The following is an 18,348-nucleotide window of genomic DNA, read 5'->3' as shown; positions in this document are numbered from 1 at the left end:
CACTGTGCAGAGATTAGGGGGGAACTGTGAAGCCTGGGGGCTGTTCAGATAAAGAGCGTGTTTCCGTTGATTCCCGACTTCAGTCGCTCAGCACCGCACGCAACCGTTCAACTTCCGTTGTAGGCGCGTCACATGTGAAGTTACGGCAGACATAGGCCGCCGGTTCACCGCCGACCAGCGGACGGTCGCTGAGCAGCGGGAACTCATCGCTCTCCGGGGTGCCGACGGCGACGACGGCGCCCGGCGCGGTACCCAGAAGTGCCGTGCGGTGCAAGGACCTTGTGCCCTCGTCGTCGAGCGACGGCCCCACGACCGCCACTTCCCGCGGCCCGTCCAGCACGGCCTCCGCGACGGCCAGCCCCCAGCCGATGAAGCGGGGCACGCGCGGCCCGAGCGCCTTGACGACACCGAGGGCCTTCTCCGCGGCCGTGCGGTGCGGCTCCGAACCGGTGTGCGCGGCGTACCCGAGCAGGGCACCGGCCGCCGCGCTCCAGCCGGACGGCGCGGCGTTGTCGGTCGGGTCCTGCGGACGGCGGATCAACCGCTCGGCGTCGGCCGCGGTGTCGTACAGCGAACCCGACTCCGGGTCGGTGAAGCGGGCCAGGACGTGGTCGACGAGGAAGCCGGCGAACTCCAGCCAGACGCCCTCCCCGGTGACGGACGCGAGCGCGAGGAAACCCTCCGCCACATCGGCGTAGTCCTCCAGGACACCCGCGTTGGCACCGGCGTGGCCGTCCTTGCTGGTGCGGGTGAGCCGGGCCTGCTCGTCCAGGTGCAGCCGGACGAGCAGGTCGGCCGCGGCGACGGCGGCCTCGACGAGATCGGGCCGGTCGAAGTAGGCGCCCGTCTCGGCGAGCGCGGCGACAGCGAGGCCGTTCCAGGCGGCGACGACCTTGTCGTCCCGGCCGGGCGCCGGCCGCTCCGACCGCGCCGCCAGCAGCCGCTCCCGGACCGAGGCGACCTTATCCGCGTCGGCCAGCCCGTCCCGCACGGGCAGTTGGAGGACCGACGCGCCCTCCTCGAACGTGCCCTCCTCGGTCACCCCGAAGTGCCGCACGGCGAAGTCCGCGTCCTGCTCGCCGAGGACCTCCCGCAACTGTTCCGGCGTCCACACGTAGTACGCGCCCTCGACGTGCCTGCCGGTGCCGTCGTCGCTGTCGGCGTCCAGCGCGGAGGCGAACCCGCCCTCGTTCGTGCGCAGTTCGCGCACCATGAAGTCGGCGGTCTCCAGGGCGACGCGCCGCGCGAGCTCCGAGCCGGTGGCACGCCAGAGATGGGCGTACACCCGGCACAGCAGGGCGTTGTCGTACAGCATCTTCTCGAAGTGCGGCACGACCCAGTCACGGTCGACCGAGTAGCGGGCGAAGCCGCCCCCGAGCTGGTCGTAGATCCCGCCCCGGGCCATGCGCTCGCAGGTGTCCTGCGCCATCTGCAGGGCTCCCTCGGCGCCCGTGCGGGCATGGTGGCGCAGCAGGAACTCCAGCACCATCGACGGCGGGAACTTCGGCGCCCCGCCGAATCCGCCGCGCTGCGGGTCGTACTCCCGGGTCAGCCCGAGCAACGCCTGTGCGAGCTCCTCCTCACCGGGGGTCTGCGCGTCGCCGTAGGAGATCTCCCGCCCGGCCAGATCCCGGACGATCTTCCCGGCGACCTCGGTCACCTCGTCCCGTCGCTCGTCCCACGCCTGGTGCACGCCCTGGAGCACCTGCCGGAAGGACGGCATGCCCTGGCGGGGAGCGGGCGGGAAGTACGTACCGAAGTAGAAGGGCTCGGCGTCCGGGGTGAGGAAGACGGTCATGGGCCAGCCGCCCTGCCCGGTCGCCGCCTGCACGGCCTCCATGTAGACGGCGTCCACGTCGGGGCGTTCTTCGCGGTCGACCTTCACATTGACGTAGTGCGCGTTGAGGTACTCGGCGGTCTCCTGGTCCTCGAAGGACTCATGAGCCATGACGTGGCACCAGTGACAGCTGCTGTATCCGATGCTGAGCAGGACGGGCACGTTCCGCTTCCGCGCCTCCTCGAAAGCCTCTTCCGACCAGGGCCACCAGTCGACGGGGTTGTCGGCGTGCTGGAGCAGGTACGGGGACGTCTCATGAGCCAGTCGGTTCGGCATGCTTCCATCCTGCCTCAGGATGGCCGCCGGGCCGCGGAACGCAGCCCCTCGCGCGAGCGAGCGGCCCGTGGGTCACCGGGCCGCATCCGTTGATCGTCGCCCCCTCGCGCGTACGCCTCCCACCAAGGACACTCGTAGGCAAAGGAGTTGCCGCCGGAGGGGGACGTGACATGCGGGACGCTCATCGGGCGGAGGCCGAGCGGCTGTTGGCGCGGGCCGTGGAGGAGGAGGTGCGCCGCTCCGGCGGGCGCAGCGACGGGAAGGTGCTGCTCGCGCGGGCGCGCGGGGCGCTCGACACGATGGCGCGGAGCGCGGGTGAGGAGTACGAGGCCTACACGCGCGCCCTGGACGAGGCGGCGGCCGGTCAGCTGACGTTCGGGCAGCGTTACGCCCGGGAGGGGGCCGGGACTCCGCTGCTGGTGGCCGGGGTGGCGGCGGTCGCGGCCGTCGTCGCCGACATGGCACTGGGCACGGGGACCGGGACGGCTCTCGGGGCTGGTGTGACGGTCGGTGTCGTGGGTGCCGCCGCGACGGTGGTGAAGGTGGTCGGGTCGCATGTGCCGGCCGCGCACCGCCGTGCCGGCGCCGTGAGCCAGCCGGGCGGCCCGGAGCAGCTGCGGTTGCAGTGGCTGACGGCGCTGGAGGTGCGGGGCATCCGGCCGTTCCTCGATCAGCAGCGGGTGCTCGCGGCCTCGACCGGGCCGAAGAAGTCCGGTCCCCGGCTGCGGGGTGCGGACAAGAGCGCGGCGGCGCGCGGTCGCAACGTGCTGGAGCAGTCCTTCGGGCAGCTCCCCGAACCGGCGGAGCCGTTCGCGGGGCGGCGGCACGAGCTGGCGCAGATCCGGCAGTGGGTGCAGTCGGCCCGGGCGAGCACTCAGACGCAGCCGACGGTGGTGGTGCTGCACGGCACGCCCGGCAGCGGCCGTACGACGCTCGCGGTGCACGCGACGCACGACCTGAGGGACTACTTCCGCGGCGCCTGTGTCGTCGACCTGCGCGCGGACGGGCCGGGCGAGTCCCCGCTGCCCACCCGTGACGCGCTGCTGCATCTGCTGAACCGGCTCGGCGCGCCCCGCGAGCAGCTGCTGTTCCGCGAGCGTTCCTCCCCGGACCAGCAGGTCAAACGGCTGAGCGAGCTGTATCACCAGCATCTGACGGGCCTGCCGGTCACGGTCGTCCTAGACGACGCCGCGGACGCGGAGCAGATCCGCGCCCTCATCCCGGAGCGGTCCGACAGCCTGGTTCTGGTGACCGCCCGGGGCCCGCTGGAGCTGGAAGGCCTGCCCGCGCGGGTGCACCAGCTGGCGGTGACGCCGCTGGACGCGGCGGGTGCGGAGGAGCTGCTGGGCGCGGCCGCGCAGGACCGTTCCGGGCCGTACGACGCGGAGTCCGCGGACCGGGTCCGGGAGCTGTGCGGCGGGCTGCCGCTGGCGCTGCGGATCGCGGGCTCGTGCCTCGGCCCGCGCTCGCCACGCGCGCTGGCGACGGACCTCGACGCGTACGGCCCGGTCGAGCCGGTCGAACGCGCCCTGTGGCTGCGCTACACCGACCAGCCGGAGACCGTACGGCGGTTGCTGCGCCGACTGGCCCTGGCCGGGCGGGCCTCGCTGGGTGCCGCCGCGGCCGCCGCGCTGCTGGCGACGGACGAGGCTGAGGCGAAGCGTCATCTGCAGGTCCTGACCCGGGCCGGGCTGATCGACCACGTCCGGGGCGACCGCTACCGGCTGCACGATCTGGTGCGTTCCTTCGCCCAGGCCCGTCTGCTCGACGAGGAGGAGCCGGCCGAGCGCACGGCGGCGCAGGAGCGGCTGATCGTGAACTACGCCGAGCTGGCCGACTCGGTGCTGCGGATGGTCGACGGCAACATGTCGACCCGGACGAACCGTTTCAGCCCCTACGGCTTCCCCTCCCTCGACGAGGCGCTGCGCTGGCTGGACGACGAGTCGAGCTTCATCACGGCGGCGCTGCGGCATGCCGAGGGTGTGGACCAGGCGGCGGTGCTGAACCTGCTGGGCGCCCTGTGCGACTACTGCCTGCTGCGGGGCGACCTGTACCGGCTGGGTGAGATCAGCGAGCTGGCGCAGGCGGTGGACGAAGGGCTGCTGGTCCGCTCGGTGCAGTGGCGTACGGGCATCGCGGCGCGGCAGCTCGGCGAACTCGACAAGGCCCGTACGACCCTCGCGTCGGTCGTGGACCTCTACCGGGAGGCCCACCACGACGCGGGTGCCGCCCGCGCGCTGTGCTCCCTCGGCATCACGCTGCACCACCAGGGCAATCTGACGGAGGCGTCGGCGAAGCTCCGCGAGGCCCTGGCGCTGCAGGCCTCCCCCGCGCTGGCCACGGACCGGGCGTGGACGATGCACGCCCTGGCGGCGGTGGAGCGGGACCGGGCCCGGGTGGCGGAGGCGCTGGATCTGCTGACCGAGTCCCTGGTGCTGCACCGCGCGGGCGAGTCCGTGCACGGCCAGGCGTGGGCGCACTTCCAGCTCGGTCAGCTGGGGCTGCGCATGGGCGACGTCCCCCGGGCCGAGGCGGAGCTGCGGGCGGCCCTGGAGCTGTACGGGCGGACCCGCGACGCCCGTGGTGAGGCGTGGGCCCTGACGCAGCTGGCCCGTGCGCTGCTGGTCGCCGGGGACGCGTCCCCGGCGGTGGAGGAGCTGCGCGGGGCGGCGGCCCGGCACCGCGACAACGAGGACGCGCGCGGCGAGGCCTGGACCCTGTACTACCTGGGCCAGGCCCTGGAGGAGACGGGCGATCTCGATCAGGCGGTCCGCGAGCTGGAACGCGCCCGCACGATGTTCTCCCGCATGCGGGACGTCTACGGCCTGGCCTGCGCCCGCCACCACTCGGCCCGCGTGACCCGCGACCAACGCGCGGCCCAGACGGGCTCGCTGCGCAACTCCGGCTTCGCCCGCCAGCTCCTGGTCGACGCCCGCGCCGACTTCCAGCGCATCGGTGTCGCCCACGGCGAGGCCTGGACGTGCCTGGAGCTGGTGGTCGTGGACGCGGGCAACGCACGCACCCAGCAGGCTCTGGCCCTGTGCGACGAGGCGGTGGAGCTCTTCGCGTCCTACGGCGACCGCCGGGGCGAGGACTGGGCCCGCTTCCTGCGCTGCACGCTCCTGCCCTACGCGGCCCCGGGCGGCATGGAGGTGGGTACGGCGGTGGCCCAGGAGGAGCTGGCGCAACTGTCGCGCGCGAGCCACGGACTGCGCGACCGGAAGCTGGACGACTACCTCGACGCGTACCAGCTGCTGCTGGAGCGGGGCGTGACCCTGGAGGCCGGCTGGCAGGCCTGGCGCCTCGGCATGGTCCCGAACCGGCACGCGCGTGAGGTGATGGGGGTGGCGGTCGAGTCGAAGGCGTAGGCGCCGGGGTCCGGGAGGTGGCCCCTCCGGGCTCGCCACGCACCCGTCGGCGGCGAGTGGTGCCGGCCACCGACGGGTGGTGTCCCCCTGGGGGACGTCAGCCTTGCTTCTTGGCGCCCTGGCTCGAGGGCTCCGCGTCCGCGGCGTCCGCGTCCGCGGCGTCCGCGTTCCCGTCCGCCGGGGACTGCTCCGGCTGGTCGGCCTTCGGGTCCGGGACCTGGGTGAAGTCCACCCGGTTCATGTGCCGACTCATCGACTTCATCAGGGCCCACACCGCCAGGGCCATCGCCGCGAAGACGATGAAGCCGAGGACGCCGGGGGTGACCTTGTCCTCGTCGACCTCCTTGGCGAAGGTGACGAGGTGCGTCATTGCCAGGCTTGCGCTTGCGCTCATATCAGGCATTGTCGCGGATGCCCGCGAAGAGGTCGTCCTCGGGGAGGGACGTATCGACGAGGGCCTTCGCCAGCTCGTACTCCTCCGTCGGCCAGACCTCCTTCTGGATCTCCATCGGAACCTTGAACCAGCCGCCGTCCGGGTCGATCTGCGTGGCGTGGGCGATCAGGGCCTTGTCGCGGATCTCGTAGAACTCGGCGCACGGGATGTGCGTGGTGAGCGTGCGCTGCTTCATCCCGAACTCCTCCCAGCGCTTGAGCCAGTCCCCGTAGGGGGACTCCATGCCCCGGTCGAGCATCGCCTGGTGCAGGGCCTCGGTGCGCGGGCGGTTGAAGCCCTGGTTGTAGTAGAGCTTCTGCGGCTGGTAGGCGGGGCCGTACTCCGCTTCCGGGTACTTCTCGGTGTCCGCTGCCGACTCGAACGCCACCATGGAGATCTTGTGGGTCATGATGTGGTCGGGGTGCGGGTAGCCGCCGTTCTCGTCGTAGGTGGTGATCACCTGGGGGCGGAAGGCGCGGATCTTGCGCACCAGCTCCCCGGCCGCGTGGTCCACGTCCTCCAGGGCGAAGCAGCCCTCCGGCAGGGGCGGCAGCGGGTCGCCCTCGGGCAGGCCCGAGTCGACGAAGCCGAGCCATTCCTGCTTGACGCCCAGGATCTCCCGGGCCTCGTCCATCTCCTTCTTGCGTACCTCGTGGATGTGCTCCTCGATGTACGCGTCGCCCTGGAGCTTGGGATTGAGGATGGAGCCGCGTTCCCCGCCCGTGCAGGTCACGACCAGCACGTCCACCCCCTCGGACACGTACTTCGCCATGGTCGCAGCGCCCTTGCTCGACTCGTCGTCGGGGTGGGCGTGAACGGCCATCAGTCGCAACTGGTCAGTCAAGACTCAATCCTCAGTAAGTCGGCGCCCTGTGTGCGTCGGCGCAATCAGCGGCTTCTATAGTGACCGAACCGGGGGGCGAATAATTCCGGGGCCCGGCCCTGGAGCCCCTTCCGGGACCTTCGTCCCGGCCCTGCCAGGAGGACGATCATGAGTACGGCGAGCACGCGACTGCCCGAGGGCCGCTACGGCCGTTCCTCGGACGAGCGCGCCGACCGCAAGCTCAAGGTCGTGGGCACCGTCCTCGCGGTGGCGCTGCTGGGGCTCGTCGGCTGGTTCGGGTACCACTACGTCGCCAAGAGCGAGATCAGCGCCGAGGTGATCAGCTTCGAGCCGGGCAAGAGATCCGTGCAGGTGCATCTGGAGGTCCGCAAGGACGCCGGTGCGAAGGGCTACTGCACCGTGCGCTCGCAGGCCGAGGACGGATCCGAGGTGGGCCGGGCCGACTTCCGCTTCGACGGGGACGGGACCCGCATCGACAAGGTCGTCACGCTCCGTACGACCTCCCCGGGGACCACGGCCGAGCTGCTGGGCTGCCACACCGGCTGACGCCAATCGGGCATCACCTGGAATACGTAGCGCCTGACCTGCCTTGACGTGAATCTGGTGGCTTATGTCCTCCCCCTTGGGCCCCTGAATTGTTAGGCTCGTGGTTTCGCCCTTCCGTGAAGGAACATTCTTCTGGGTAGGGCGATGCTTTGTATCCCAGTACCTACGAGGAGCACCTGTGACCCAGACCAGCGAGAACGTCACCTGGCTGACCCAGGAGGCGTACAACAAGCTCAAGGCCGAGCTTGAGCACCTTACTGGTCCCGCGCGGGCGGAGATCTCCGCGAAGATCGCCGCTGCGCGTGAAGAGGGCGACCTGCGTGAGAACGGCGGGTACCACGCGGCCAAGGAGGAGCAGGGCAAGCAGGAGCTCCGTGTGCGCCAGCTCACCCAGCTTCTCGAGAACGCCAAGGTGGGCGAGGCGCCCGCGGCGGACGGTGCGGTGGCACCCGGCATGGTCGTCACGATCGCGTTCGACGGTGACGAGGACGACACCCTGACGTTCCTGCTCGCCTCCCGCGAGTACGCGAGCTCCGACATCGAGACGTACTCTCCGCAGTCCCCGCTGGGCACCGGCGTGATCGGCCACAAGGTCGGCGAGGACGCGGAGTACGAGCTGCCGAACGGCAAGAAGGCCCTGGTGAAGATCCTGAAGGCCCAGCCGTACGAGAGCTGATCCGCCGCGATCGGAGCCCTGAACTGCCCCCGGCGCCATGGCGGCACCGGGGGCTTTGTCATGCCGTCGCCGAGCGGTACTTGCGCACCGCCAGGGTCCGGAAGACCACCAGGATCAGGATCGAGTAGATCAGCGAGGCCCACACGGGGTGCTGCATGGGCCAGGCGTCCGATGTCGACTGGCCGGGGTTGGCGAAGAGGACCCGGCAGGCCTGGACCGTGGCACTGAAGGGGTTCCACTCGGCGATGTGGCGCAGCCACGGGGTCATGTGGCTGGTGTCCACGAACGCGTTCGAGATGAACGTGACCGGGAAGAGCCAGATCAGTCCGCTGGAGGTGGCCGCCTCGGGGGTCCGGACGGACATGCCGATCAGGGCACCGATCCAGGTGAACGCGTAGCCGAGCAGGAGCAGCAGGCCGAAGGCCGCGAGGACCTTGGCGGCGTTGGTGCTGCCGTCGGAGCCGACGCGCCAGCCGACCAGGAGGGCGACCACGGCGAGGACCACCAGGGTCAGGGCCGTCTGCACGGAGTCGGCGAGGGTGCGCCCGGTGAGTACCGCACCGCGCGCCATGGGCAGGGAGCGGAAGCGGTCGATGAGGCCCTTGTGCATGTCGTCGGCGATACCTGCGCCGGAGCTGGCGGTGGCGAACGTGACGGTCTGCGCGAAGATGCCCGCCATCAGGAAGTTCTTGTAGTCGGCGGCGCTGGTGCTGTTGCCGATCTGCATGGAGCCGCCGAAGACGTAGGTGAACAGCACCACGAACATGATCGGCTGGATCAGCCCGTAGATGATCATCTCGGGGATCCGGGACATGCGGATCAGGTTGCGCTTGGCGACGACCATCGAGTCGCGGATCGACTGGCTGACCGGGTTCGCGGCCGGCGCGACCCGCACGGTGTCGGTGACGGCGCTCACTGGGTGGCCTCCTTGTCATTCTCCTGGTTCTCGGCCTCGGCCACGTGTCCCGTGAGGGAGAGGAAGACGTCGTCGAGGGTCGGCCGGCGCAGGCCGATGTCGTCGATCTCGATGCCCCGGGTGTCCAGCTCGCGGATGACCTCGGCGAGGAGCTTGGCGCCGCCGGTCACGGGGGCGGTGAGCTTGCGCATGTGCTCCTCGACCGTCGTCTCGCCCTTGCCGAAGCCGGCAAGGACCTCTGCGGCGCCCTGGATGTGCTCGCGTTCGTGCACCACGACCTCGACGCGCTCGCCGCCGGTGCGGGCCTTGAGCTGGTCGGAGGTGCCCTGGGCGATGACCTTGCCGTGGTCGACCACCGCGATGTCGTGCGCCAGGTGGTCGGCCTCCTCCAGGTACTGCGTGGTGAGCAGCAGCGTCGTGCCTCCGGAGACCAGTTGCTTGATGACCTCCCACAGCTGCTGGCGGTTGCGGGGGTCGAGGCCGGTCGTCGGCTCGTCCATGAACATCACGGGCGGCGAGACGACCAGGGCCGCCGCGAGGTCGAGGCGGCGGCGCATGCCGCCCGAGTAGGTCTTGGTGGGGCGGTCGGCGGCGTCCGCGAGGTGGAACTGCTCCAGCAGTTCGGCCGCGCGCTCCTTCGCTGCCTTCGCCCGCATCTGGTAGAGCTGGCCGACCATCTGGAGGTTCTCCCGGCCGGTGAGGTATTCGTCGACGGCCGCGAACTGGCCGGACAGGCCGATGGAGCGGCGGACCGCGTCGGGCTGCTTGAGCACGTCGATTCCCGCGACGACCGCCCGGCCGCTGTCGGGGCGCAGCAGGGTGGTCAGGCAGCGGACGGTGGTGGTCTTGCCCGCGCCGTTCGGCCCGAGCAGACCGAGGACCGTGCCCTCGGGCACGTCGAGGTCGACGCCGTCCAAGGCCTTTACGTCACCGAAGGTCTTGACCAGACCTTCGGCGTAGATGGCGCCTGGCATATGAGTCTCCACGTCTTCGGGGATGACCGGACAGACGTCCGGTGAGGCTTCTCACCGACACACCATAACGCGATGTATCGCGTCTCACAATGAGTTTTTCCGCGTTGCGCTCCGTCAGACGAAAGGATCTTGGACCGCCTCGGGAGCCGGGCCGGCCGGTGACCGTGCAGTCGGCCGGTGACCCTGCAGTCGGCCGGTGACCCTGCAGTCAGCCGATGACCGTGTAGCCCGCCTCGCGCAGCGCCTGGCCCACCTCGGCGCAGTGCGCCGGACCCTTCGTCTCCAGGTGCAGCTCGACCTCCGCCTCCGTGAGCCCGAGCCGTGGGTCGGTTCGCACATGGCTCACATCGAGGACGTTAGCGTCGACCACTGACAACGCGCCCAGAAGAGTGGCAAGAGCACCGGGCCGATCCGTCAGCCGCAGCCTGACCGCCAGGTAGCGGCCCTGCGCGGCCATGCCGTGCCGCAGCACCCGCTCCATCAGCACCGGGTCGACGTTTCCGCCGGACAGCACCGCGACGACCGGGCCCTCGAAGGCGCCGGGCTCGCTCAGCAGCGCCGCGACCGGGCTCGCCCCGGCCGGCTCCACCACCAGCTTGGCCCGCTCCAGGCACAGCAGCAGCGCGGCGGACAGCTCGTCCTCGCTGACCGTGCGCACCTCGTCGACCAGCTCGCCGACGATCCCGAACGGCACGTCGCCCGGCCGTCCGACCTTGATGCCGTCGGCCATCGTCGCCGGGTTCTCGACCGACACCGGCCGGCCCGCCGCCAGCGAGGGCGGGTAAGCCGCCGCGCCCGCCGCCTGCACGCCCACCACCCGCACGTCCGGCCGCAGGGACTTCACCGCCACCGCGATCCCGGCGGCCAGCCCGCCCCCGCCGATGCCGACCAGGATCGTGCGCACCTCCGGGCACTGCTCCAGGATCTCCAGACCCACCGTGCCCTGGCCCGCGATGATGTCGGGATGGTCGAAGGGGTGGATGAACACCGCGCCCGTCCCGGCCGCGTACTCCTGCGCCGCGGCCAGCGTCTCGTCGACGACCTGACCGTGCAGCCGCACCTCGGCCCCGTATTCACGGGTGGCACTGACCTTGGGCAGCGGGGCACCCTTCGGCATGAACACCGTGGAGCGCACGCCGAGCAGGGCGGAGGCCAGCGCGACGCCCTGCGCGTGGTTGCCGGCGCTCGCGGCGACGACACCGGCGGCGCGCTCCTCCGGCAGCAGACCGGCGATCCGCACGTACGCGCCGCGCAGCTTGAACGAGCCCGTCCGCTGGAGGTTCTCGCACTTGAGGTGGACCGGCGCACCGACCATCTGGGACAGGTGCCTGCTGCCCTCCATCGCGGTCACCCGCGCCACACCCGAGAGCATCTTCTGCGCGCCGCGCACGTCGTCGAGGGTGACGGGCCGAAAGGAGTCAGCCGTGCTGTAGCTCATGACTCCAGCATCGCAGTTCACAGGCGGGAACGACCGTTGTGACCAACCTCCGAGACCCGCTTTGCGCAGCGCCGGTACGGCCCGCCTTCCGGCCGCGTACCCTGTCCCCCAATCTGCCAGCCCTCCACGAAGTGAGCCCCCGGCCATGCCCACAACACCTGAAATGTCGATGGACATGACGACCGTCGGTGACACCGGTCTTCTCGACACGCTGCAGCACGAGGTGGCGCTGTTCGCCCGCCGTGCCGAACAGACCCGGCTCGGCGGAGTCGGGCAGGTGCGCAACTCCATGGACCGCGCCGCGTACCTGCTGCTCAACCGTCTCGACAAGGAAGGCCCGATGGGCGTCAAGGCGCTCGCCGCGAGCATGGGGATCGACTCGTCGACGGTCACCCGGCAGGTGGCACCGCTCGTCGACACGGGCCTGGTCAAGCGCACCTCGCACCCCGAGGACGGCCGCGCGGTGGTGCTGCAGCTGTCCCCGCGCGGCCAGGCCCGCCTGGAGGAAGTGCGCTCCTCCCGACGGCAGTTGATGGCCGAGCTGACCCACGACTGGGAGCCCGAGGAGCGTGAGGCGTTCTGCGATCTCCTCACCCGCTTCAACAGCGCCCTTTCCTCCCGGATGGCGGCGCACGGGGTGCCGGGGCCGGAGGCGGAGCCGGCGTCCTGAACGCCCTGCCCGCGCGGACGCGGCGCGTACGACGGCCGGGGCCGCCGAGCCGTCCGCGGTCCGCTCCACGGCGGGCGGTGTCGTGCTCGACCCGCCCGGCCCCACGCGCGCGTGGCACCGTCCGGGCCGTGCGCGGCTCTTGACCTCGGGGCCGTCCCTGGCCTGATATGAGACCGGGCCCCGACGCGCACAGCCGGGTGTCCGCATCCTCAGGGTTCGCCGTCAGGCGGGAGGCGCGGTGCTGGAGCGGCAGGCGTCCCGGGCAGCCCGTCGCACCCGGGAGTTCGAGGCGTTCGTCGCGGGCGCGGCCGGGCGGCTGCTGCACGCCGCAACGCTGCTCACCGCTGAGGCCCCGGACGACAACCCCCGCGCGCGGCGCCTGCTGACGCTGTCACTGGCCCGCACGTACGCGAGCTGGGACCGGCTGCGCGGCGAGGACCCCTACGACCGCACCCGCTCGCACCTCGCCGTCCGCTTCGCGCGCGGGGCGTGGCATCACCACGGCGGGCTCGGCCGCTCCCGCCCCGACCCGGCGAGTCCCTTGGCCACGCTGACCCCGCAGGAACGGCTCGTCCTGGTCCTCCGGCTCCACGAAGGCGTCGCCGAGGAGCAGACGGCGGCCCTGCTCGGCCTGTCCCCGGAGCGTGTACGGGCGATCTGCCACCGGGCCATATCGACGCTGCTGCACCGGCCGCGGGCACCGGCACCCGCGGTGACGGCCACCAAGGCGGTGCCCTCATGAACCCGCGCCCCGACCGGAGGACCACATGAGCGGCACCGACGGCACCCGCGGTGACGCCCACCAACGCGGTGCCCTCATGACCCCGCCCCGCGACCGGAGGGCCACATGAGCGGGACCGACCGCGAGGCGGCCGTACGACGGCTCCTGGAGCAGGCGCCACGCCCCGTGCCGCCCGAGATCCACACGGAGGCGGTGCGCCGCGGCGGCCGCATGCTGCGGCGCCGGACACTCGTCCGCCGCGCTCTGTGGCTGCTGCTGCTCGCGGCGACCCTGGCGTTCATCGTGTGGGCGCTGACGGCCCGCCCGTGGGTGGAACCGCCGTCCGAGACGACTCCACCCCTCACCGGCTGGTGACCCCGTGAGGGGCCCGGCTAGCCGAGCGCCTGCTGAAGGTCCTCCAGCAGGTCCTCGGCGTTCTCGATGCCCACGGACAGACGCACCAGGTCGCCGGGGACCTCCAGGGCCGAGCCGGCCACGGACGCGTGCGTCATGCGGCCGGGGTGCTCGATCAGCGACTCTACGCCGCCCAGGGACTCCCCCAGCGTGAAGATCCGGGCGCGGTTGCAGACCTCGACGGCCGCCTCCTCACCGCCCTCGACACGGAAGGAGACCATGCCGCCGAACGACTTCATCTGCTTGGCGGCGACCTCGTGACCCGGGTGCTCCGGCAGCCCCGGGTACAGCACGCTGCTCACGCGCGCGTGCCGGGTGAGCATGTCGGCGACCTTGGCCGCGTTCTCGCTGTGCCGGTCCATGCGCACGGACAGGGTCTTGGTGCCGCGCAGCACCAGCCAGGAGTCGAAGGGCCCGGCCACCGCGCCCATCGCGTTCTGGTGGAAGGCCAGCTCCTCGCCCAGGCCCGCGTCAGCGGTGACCAGGGCACCGCCCACGACGTCGGAGTGACCGCCCATGTACTTGGTCAGCGAGTGCACGACGATGTCCGCGCCCAGCGCCAGCGGCTGCTGGAGGTAGGGCGTGGCGAAGGTGTTGTCGACGACGAGGCGGGCGCCCGCGTCCCGGGCGACCTGGGCGACGGCGGCGATGTCGGTGATGCCCAGGAGCGGATTGGAAGGCGTCTCCACCCAGACGACCTTGGTCTTCGGGGTGACGGCGGCCCGCACCGCGGCCGGGTCGCTCGTGTCGGCGACCGACCACTCCACGCCCCAGCGGGCGACAACCTTGGCGAACAGACGGAACGTGCCGCCGTACGCGTCGTTCGGGATCACCACGTGGTCGCCCGGGCTGAGCAGCGTACGCAGCAGGCAGTCCTCGGCCGCCAGCCCGGACGCGAACGCGAGACCGCGGCGGCCGCCCTCCAGGGCGGCGAGGTTCTCCTCCAGCGCTGTCCTGGTGGGATTGGCGCTGCGGCTGTACTCGTAGCCGCCGCGCAGGCCGCCGACGCCGTCCTGCTTGTAGGTCGAGACCTGGTAGATCGGCGGGACGACCGCGCCCGTCAGGGGGTCGGCGGTGTTGCCCGCGTGGATCGCGAGCGTCTCGAAGTGCTGACTGATGTGCCTGTCGCTCATGAGCACCGAGGGTAGTGCGCCGCGGCGAAGAGTGCCGGTGGTCCGGGCGACGCGGGGTTTTCCACAGGTTCGGGGAGCAGGTTGGCCAATTGTCGGCGCGGTCTGGTTCGCTTGTCGTATGGAGATTCTCTGGGTCCTGATCGCGCTGGTCATGCTGGGCTTCGTGCTGCTCCCCTTCCTGCGGCGCAGGCGCGGTGCGATAGGGCTGGTCTCGCCCGACCACCCGGACGCGGCCGACCCGGCGAACTACGGCTTCGTCCTGGAGGAGGAGCTCGACATCCGCATGCCCGGCCCCGACCAGGACCTGCTGGACGTCCTGGACGTGGTGCAGCGCACGCAGGACTACCGCGCCGCACAGCAGCTCCTGGCTGGCACCGAGACGGAGGGCGAGCGGCGCTGGCAGCGCGTTCAGGCCTTCGCCGGCGCGGCCTCGCTGGAGCTCTCGCGGCGGCCCGGCGGGGTGAGCGAGACGCCGGGCGGGCAGTGGCTGCGCGTGTGGCGGTCCGAGGCCCCCAAGGACGCGGGCGGCGCAGCGGTGCACGCCGAGTTCCTGGTGCAGCAGGCCTGGCGTACGGCGACACCGGGGACGGACGAGTTCCGGATCATCATGGAGGAGGCCAGGACGGCGTGCGGTGAGGCGGCGCTGCTCGCCCCCGGCGACCCGATCCCGTACATCGTGGAGCTGTCGGTGGCCCGTGGCCTCGGCTACTCCCAGAAGGACTTCGAGCAGATCTGGCTGAAGATCCTGGACCGCGCCCCGGCCCACATGGGGGCGCACCTGGCCGCGCTGCACTTCTGGTGCGAGAAGTGGCACGGCTCCCGAGCGGAGGCCTACTCGTTCGCCGAGGCCGCGGCGGCCCGGGCGCCCCGAGGGTCCCTCCTCTCGGCGATGCCCCTCTTCGCAGTGTTCGAGCACCTCCCCGAGGTGACCCTCGTCGCGAGCTTCTGGCAGAGCGAGGTCGTCACGAAGGCGGTCCACGGCGCGCTGCACGCGGTGCACTCGGCCCGCCCGGACGACCCGATGCTGGCACACGTACGGCACATGCTGGTGTTCTTCCTGGTCCGCAGCGAGCGCTGGTCCGAGGCCATGAGCCAGCTGGTCCGCATCGACGGCCATGTCGGCGCCCTGCCCTGGACGCTGTCCGCCGACCCCGCGGCGGAGTTCGCGGTGTACCGGGCGCTGGCGGTGGCGGGCTACGAGGCGAACGGCGGCAGCCCCGCGAGCCTGCCGCACTGACGCCCGCCCGCGCGGTTCCCGACCGGAATTCCGGGAGGCCCCGGCACGTTGCAGAGGGCGTCGCCCCGCGATTGGAGACCGCATGTTCCCGCACAGCCGCACGCCCGCCCTGCCGACGCCCGAGCAGGCGCTGCCCGGCCGCCCGGAGCCGGCGTTCACGGTCCCCGACCGCCACACCGTCCTGGGCAACCCGCTGCTCGGCCCCTACCCCGAGGGCCTGGAGACCGCGGACTTCGGCCTGGGCTGCTTCTGGGGCGCGGAGCGCAAGTTCTGGCAGCTCCCGGCCGGTGTGTGGACGACCCTCGTCGGCTACCAGGGCGGTCACACCGAGCACCCCACGTATGAGGAGGTCTGCTCGGGCCTGACCGGCCACACGGAAGTCGTGCGTGTGGTCTTCGACCCGGCGCTGATCTCGTACGAGCGCCTCCTCAAGACGTTCTGGGAGTCCCACGACCCCACGCAGGGCTTCCGCCAGGGCAACGACGTGGGCACGCAGTACCGCTCGGCGATCTACACCCACACCCCCGGGCAGACGGCGACCGCCCGGGCCTCCCGCACGTCGTACCAGCAGGTCCTCACGTCCTCCGGCTACGGCGACATCACCACGGAGATCGTCCCGACGCAGGGCCGCCCCTTCTACCCGGCGGAGGGGTACCACCAGCAGTACCTGGACAAGAACCCGGCGGGCTACTGCGGCATCGGCGGCACGGGCGTGTCGTGCCCGATCGGTGTGGCCAAGGCCGGTGGGTGACCCTTAGTGGTCGGCTCCGGAAGTCCTTCGGGGTTGATCAAGCTGCCAGCGCGACGGAGGACTCTTCCGGGTGATCGGCGATGTGCCGGTCGAGCAGGCCAATCCGTAGAAGTGGTTTTTTCCGCCCGCATTCTGGGAGGGCCGGCTTGTCGCATCGCCGGAACCCCGCCGGTTCTTCCGTCAGTGGTTGACCGCGAGGATGACCAGAAGGAGCAGGGCGGCTGCGGCTGGTGCGCGCGTCGGCGTGTCCTCCCGGTCATAGCCCCGCCCGGGAGGACACGCTGCCGCTGCTCGCCGCCGCTTGCCCGGGACCTCCGAACTTGGAGTACGGGCTGTCAGTCGGTGCGGAAACCGGCCATCACCGAGGCCGGGTAGCGGCTGCCTGCGGAGCCCTGGGGGAGGACCTCCCGGATACGGGCCAGGTCGGCCTCGGTGAGTTCTACGTCGGTGGCGCCGACGTTCTCCTCCAGACGTGTGGCGCTGCGGGTGCCCGGGATCGGGACGACGTCCTCGCCCTGGGCGAGCAGCCATGCCAGGGCGAGCTGGGCGGGGGTGATGCCCTTGGTGGCGGCGAGCTTTCGGAGCTGCTCGGCGGCGTTCAGGTTGTAGGCGTAGTTCTCGCCCTGCCAGCGCTCGTCCCAGCGGCGCATGTCGTCCTCGGGGTACTCGTCGGCGGGCTTGACCACACCGGAGAGGAAGCCGCGGCCGAGCGGCGAGTACGGCACCAGGCCGATCCCCAACTCCCGCAGGACCGGCAGGATCTCGTCCTCTACCTCGCGTTCGAAGATCGAGTACTCGTACTGAAGGGCTGTGACCGGGGTGACGGCGTGGGCGCGGCGGATGTACTGCGGGCCGACGTTACTCAGGCCGAAGTACTGCACTTTGCCTTCGGTGATCAGGTCACCGACAGTGCCGGCGACCTCCTCGGCCGGTACGTCGGGGTCGGAGATGTGCTGGTAGAAGAGGTCGATGCGGTCGGTCTGGAGGTAGCGCAGGCTGTTTTCGGCGACCTCGCGGATGTTCTCCGGGCGGCTGTTGACGCCGCTCCCCAACGTCTTGCCGGCCATGTCGAAGCCGAACTTGGTGGCCAGGACGACCTCGTCGCGGAAGTCGTTGACTGCGTTGCCGAGCAGCGTCTCGTTGCTGCCGGTGCCTTGGCCGTACAGCTCGGCGGTGTCGAAGAAGTCGACTCCGAGTTCGTGGGCGCGGTGAATGGTGGAGATGCCGTCCTCGTCGTTCGAGGGGCCGTAGGCCAGGGACATCCCCATCACGCCCAGTCCGAGCGCGGAGACGCGCAGTCCCTGCTGTCCCAGGGTGCGGTGCTGCATGAGATCGCTCCTCGTGTCATGTCGGCAGCCCATGGCTGACCAAACCAAACTGTTCGGTATGACCCTACGTCTTTCTGGAGTGCCGCGCAAAACCGAACGGTTCGGTCGCCTATCCTGGGCTCATGTCTCGCTCCAACAGCCCTGGCCAGACCCCGGACGCCGCCACCTCGGGCGAGTCCACCGACTCCACGCGCCAGCGGATCGTCGCCGCAGCCAAGGAGGAGTTCGCCCGGCACGGGATCGCCGGCGCCCGCGTGGACCGCATCGCCAAGCAGGCCAGGACGAGCAAGGAACGTGTCTACGCATACTTCCGCAGCAAGGAAGCCCTTTACGCGCACGTCGCCGAACGCGAGACGACCGCACTCATCGAGGCGACTCAGCTGGATCCAGCCGACCTGCCCGGCTATGCCGGCATCCTCTTCGACCACTTCGCGGCTCGTCCGGACCACTACCGCCTGATCACGTGGGGCCGCCTGGAACTGGCCGAGTCCGCAGACAACACCACCAGCCCCCTCCAGGCCACGATCGCCGGCAAGCTCGACAAACTCCGCGACGCTCAGCGCATCGGGCTGCTCGACCCGGCCTGGGACCCGGTCGACGTCCTCGCCCTGATCAACCAGATCGCCATGACCTGGGCAGGTCAGCCCGAAATCGCCGCCGCTGCCGCAGACCAGGCCGTGGACCCCTCTATCACCGCCCGTCGCGCCGCACTGGTGACCGCCGTCGAGCGCATGTTCCCTCGCCCGGACTGAGGCCAACGCCCAAACCGTTTGGTTTGACGCACAC

Annotated in this window: 17 protein-coding genes; 9 read left to right on the top strand and 8 right to left on the bottom strand. The window is 71.1% G+C overall.

Annotated features, from left to right (window positions below):
* Positions 1 to 79: 79 nt before the first annotated feature.
* Complete coding sequence (locus ACFY9S_RS10735) at positions 80 to 2,113, bottom strand: DUF255 domain-containing protein (protein ID WP_391125459.1); 2,034 nt, start codon at positions 2,111 to 2,113, stop codon at positions 80 to 82.
* Positions 2,114 to 2,283: 170 nt separating this feature from the next.
* Here ACFY9S_RS10735 and ACFY9S_RS10730 point away from each other — a divergent pair, with 170 nt between their 5' ends.
* On the top strand, positions 2,284 to 5,481 hold the full coding sequence (locus tag ACFY9S_RS10730; protein ID WP_391125456.1) for a tetratricopeptide repeat protein: 3,198 nt from the start codon (positions 2,284 to 2,286) through the stop codon (positions 5,479 to 5,481).
* Positions 5,482 to 5,578: 97 nt separating this feature from the next.
* Here ACFY9S_RS10730 and ACFY9S_RS10725 read toward each other — a convergent pair whose 3' ends face one another.
* Together ACFY9S_RS10725 and mca are read right to left on the bottom strand one after the other, a co-directional pair.
* The gene (locus ACFY9S_RS10725) at positions 5,579 to 5,884 is read right to left on the bottom strand and encodes a hypothetical protein (protein WP_391125453.1); all 306 of its coding nucleotides are present in this window, start codon (positions 5,882 to 5,884) and stop codon (positions 5,579 to 5,581) included.
* Positions 5,877 to 6,758 (bottom strand): mycothiol conjugate amidase Mca, encoded by an 882-nt coding sequence (gene mca, locus ACFY9S_RS10720; protein WP_102908134.1) that lies wholly within the window; start codon positions 6,756 to 6,758, stop codon positions 5,877 to 5,879. Before mca ends, ACFY9S_RS10725 begins: the two co-directional genes overlap by 8 nt.
* 147 nt (positions 6,759 to 6,905) lie before the next feature.
* On the opposite strand from mca, the gene ACFY9S_RS10715 reads away from it, so the two are divergent.
* Both ACFY9S_RS10715 and greA read left to right on the top strand, forming a co-directional pair.
* Positions 6,906 to 7,304 carry a DUF4307 domain-containing protein gene (locus tag ACFY9S_RS10715; RefSeq protein ID WP_391125450.1) on the top strand — a complete coding sequence of 133 codons (399 nt, stop codon included), beginning with the start codon at positions 6,906 to 6,908 and terminating at the stop codon, positions 7,302 to 7,304.
* Positions 7,305 to 7,482: 178 nt separating this feature from the next.
* Positions 7,483 to 7,980: a transcription elongation factor GreA gene (gene greA, locus ACFY9S_RS10710; RefSeq protein WP_102908136.1), complete on the top strand. Its 498-nt coding sequence runs from the start codon at positions 7,483 to 7,485 to the stop codon at positions 7,978 to 7,980.
* Positions 7,981 to 8,038: 58 nt separating this feature from the next.
* Here the strand turns inward: greA and ACFY9S_RS10705 are convergent, their stop codons facing one another.
* The 3 genes from ACFY9S_RS10705 to ilvA all read right to left on the bottom strand — a co-directional run bounded on the left by ACFY9S_RS10705 (position 8,039) and on the right by ilvA (position 11,308).
* Entirely contained in the window at positions 8,039 to 8,896 is an 858-nt protein-coding gene (locus ACFY9S_RS10705) for an ABC transporter permease (protein WP_033311302.1), read from the bottom strand.
* Positions 8,893 to 9,870, bottom strand: a complete 978-nt coding sequence (locus ACFY9S_RS10700; RefSeq protein WP_391125447.1) for an ATP-binding cassette domain-containing protein — start codon at positions 9,868 to 9,870, stop codon at positions 8,893 to 8,895. The genes ACFY9S_RS10705 and ACFY9S_RS10700 overlap by 4 nt, the downstream gene beginning before the upstream one ends.
* 208 nt (positions 9,871 to 10,078) lie before the next feature.
* Positions 10,079 to 11,308 (bottom strand): threonine ammonia-lyase, encoded by a 1,230-nt coding sequence (gene ilvA / locus ACFY9S_RS10695; protein ID WP_102910522.1) that lies wholly within the window; start codon positions 11,306 to 11,308, stop codon positions 10,079 to 10,081.
* A 163-nt stretch (positions 11,309 to 11,471) separates the two neighbouring features.
* Here ilvA and ACFY9S_RS10690 point away from each other — a divergent pair, with 163 nt between their 5' ends.
* The 3 genes from ACFY9S_RS10690 (at position 11,472) to ACFY9S_RS10680 (ending at position 13,074) form a co-directional block, all read left to right on the top strand.
* Complete coding sequence (locus ACFY9S_RS10690) at positions 11,472 to 11,978, top strand: MarR family transcriptional regulator (protein WP_391125536.1); 507 nt, start codon at positions 11,472 to 11,474, stop codon at positions 11,976 to 11,978.
* 238 nt (positions 11,979 to 12,216) lie between these two features.
* A complete protein-coding gene (locus tag ACFY9S_RS10685) occupies positions 12,217 to 12,720 on the top strand; it encodes a sigma factor-like helix-turn-helix DNA-binding protein (protein WP_391125443.1) in 504 nt (167 codons plus the stop codon).
* A gap of 105 nt (positions 12,721 to 12,825) precedes the next feature.
* Positions 12,826 to 13,074, top strand: coding sequence for a hypothetical protein (locus tag ACFY9S_RS10680; RefSeq protein WP_391125440.1), 249 nt, complete (start codon positions 12,826 to 12,828; stop codon positions 13,072 to 13,074).
* A gap of 17 nt (positions 13,075 to 13,091) precedes the next feature.
* On the opposite strand, the gene ACFY9S_RS10675 is transcribed toward ACFY9S_RS10680, so the two are convergent.
* Entirely contained in the window at positions 13,092 to 14,246 is a 1,155-nt protein-coding gene (locus tag ACFY9S_RS10675) for a cystathionine gamma-synthase (RefSeq protein ID WP_391125437.1), read from the bottom strand.
* Positions 14,247 to 14,364: 118 nt separating this feature from the next.
* Between ACFY9S_RS10675 and ACFY9S_RS10670 the strand changes: the two genes are divergently transcribed.
* Positions 14,365 to 15,483: a hypothetical protein gene (locus tag ACFY9S_RS10670; protein ID WP_102910518.1), complete on the top strand. Its 1,119-nt coding sequence runs from the start codon at positions 14,365 to 14,367 to the stop codon at positions 15,481 to 15,483.
* An 82-nt stretch (positions 15,484 to 15,565) separates the two neighbouring features.
* Positions 15,566 to 16,234, top strand: coding sequence for a peptide-methionine (S)-S-oxide reductase MsrA (gene msrA, locus ACFY9S_RS10665; RefSeq protein WP_391125434.1), 669 nt, complete (start codon positions 15,566 to 15,568; stop codon positions 16,232 to 16,234).
* A 335-nt stretch (positions 16,235 to 16,569) separates the two neighbouring features.
* Here the strand turns inward: msrA and ACFY9S_RS10660 are convergent, their stop codons facing one another.
* Entirely contained in the window at positions 16,570 to 17,562 is a 993-nt protein-coding gene (locus tag ACFY9S_RS10660; RefSeq protein WP_391125431.1) for an aldo/keto reductase, read from the bottom strand.
* Between the two features lie 122 nt (positions 17,563 to 17,684).
* On the opposite strand from ACFY9S_RS10660, the gene ACFY9S_RS10655 reads away from it, so the two are divergent.
* Positions 17,685 to 18,314 carry a TetR family transcriptional regulator gene (locus ACFY9S_RS10655; RefSeq protein WP_391125428.1) on the top strand — a complete coding sequence of 210 codons (630 nt, stop codon included), beginning with the start codon at positions 17,685 to 17,687 and terminating at the stop codon, positions 18,312 to 18,314.
* Positions 18,315 to 18,348 lie beyond the last annotated feature (34 nt).

It is taken from the genome of Streptomyces sp. NPDC012474 (assembly GCF_042955185.1).
GTDB lineage: Bacteria > Actinomycetota > Actinomycetes > Streptomycetales > Streptomycetaceae > Streptomyces > Streptomyces cahuitamycinicus.
This window is presented reverse-complemented; position numbering and strand designations above follow the sequence as displayed.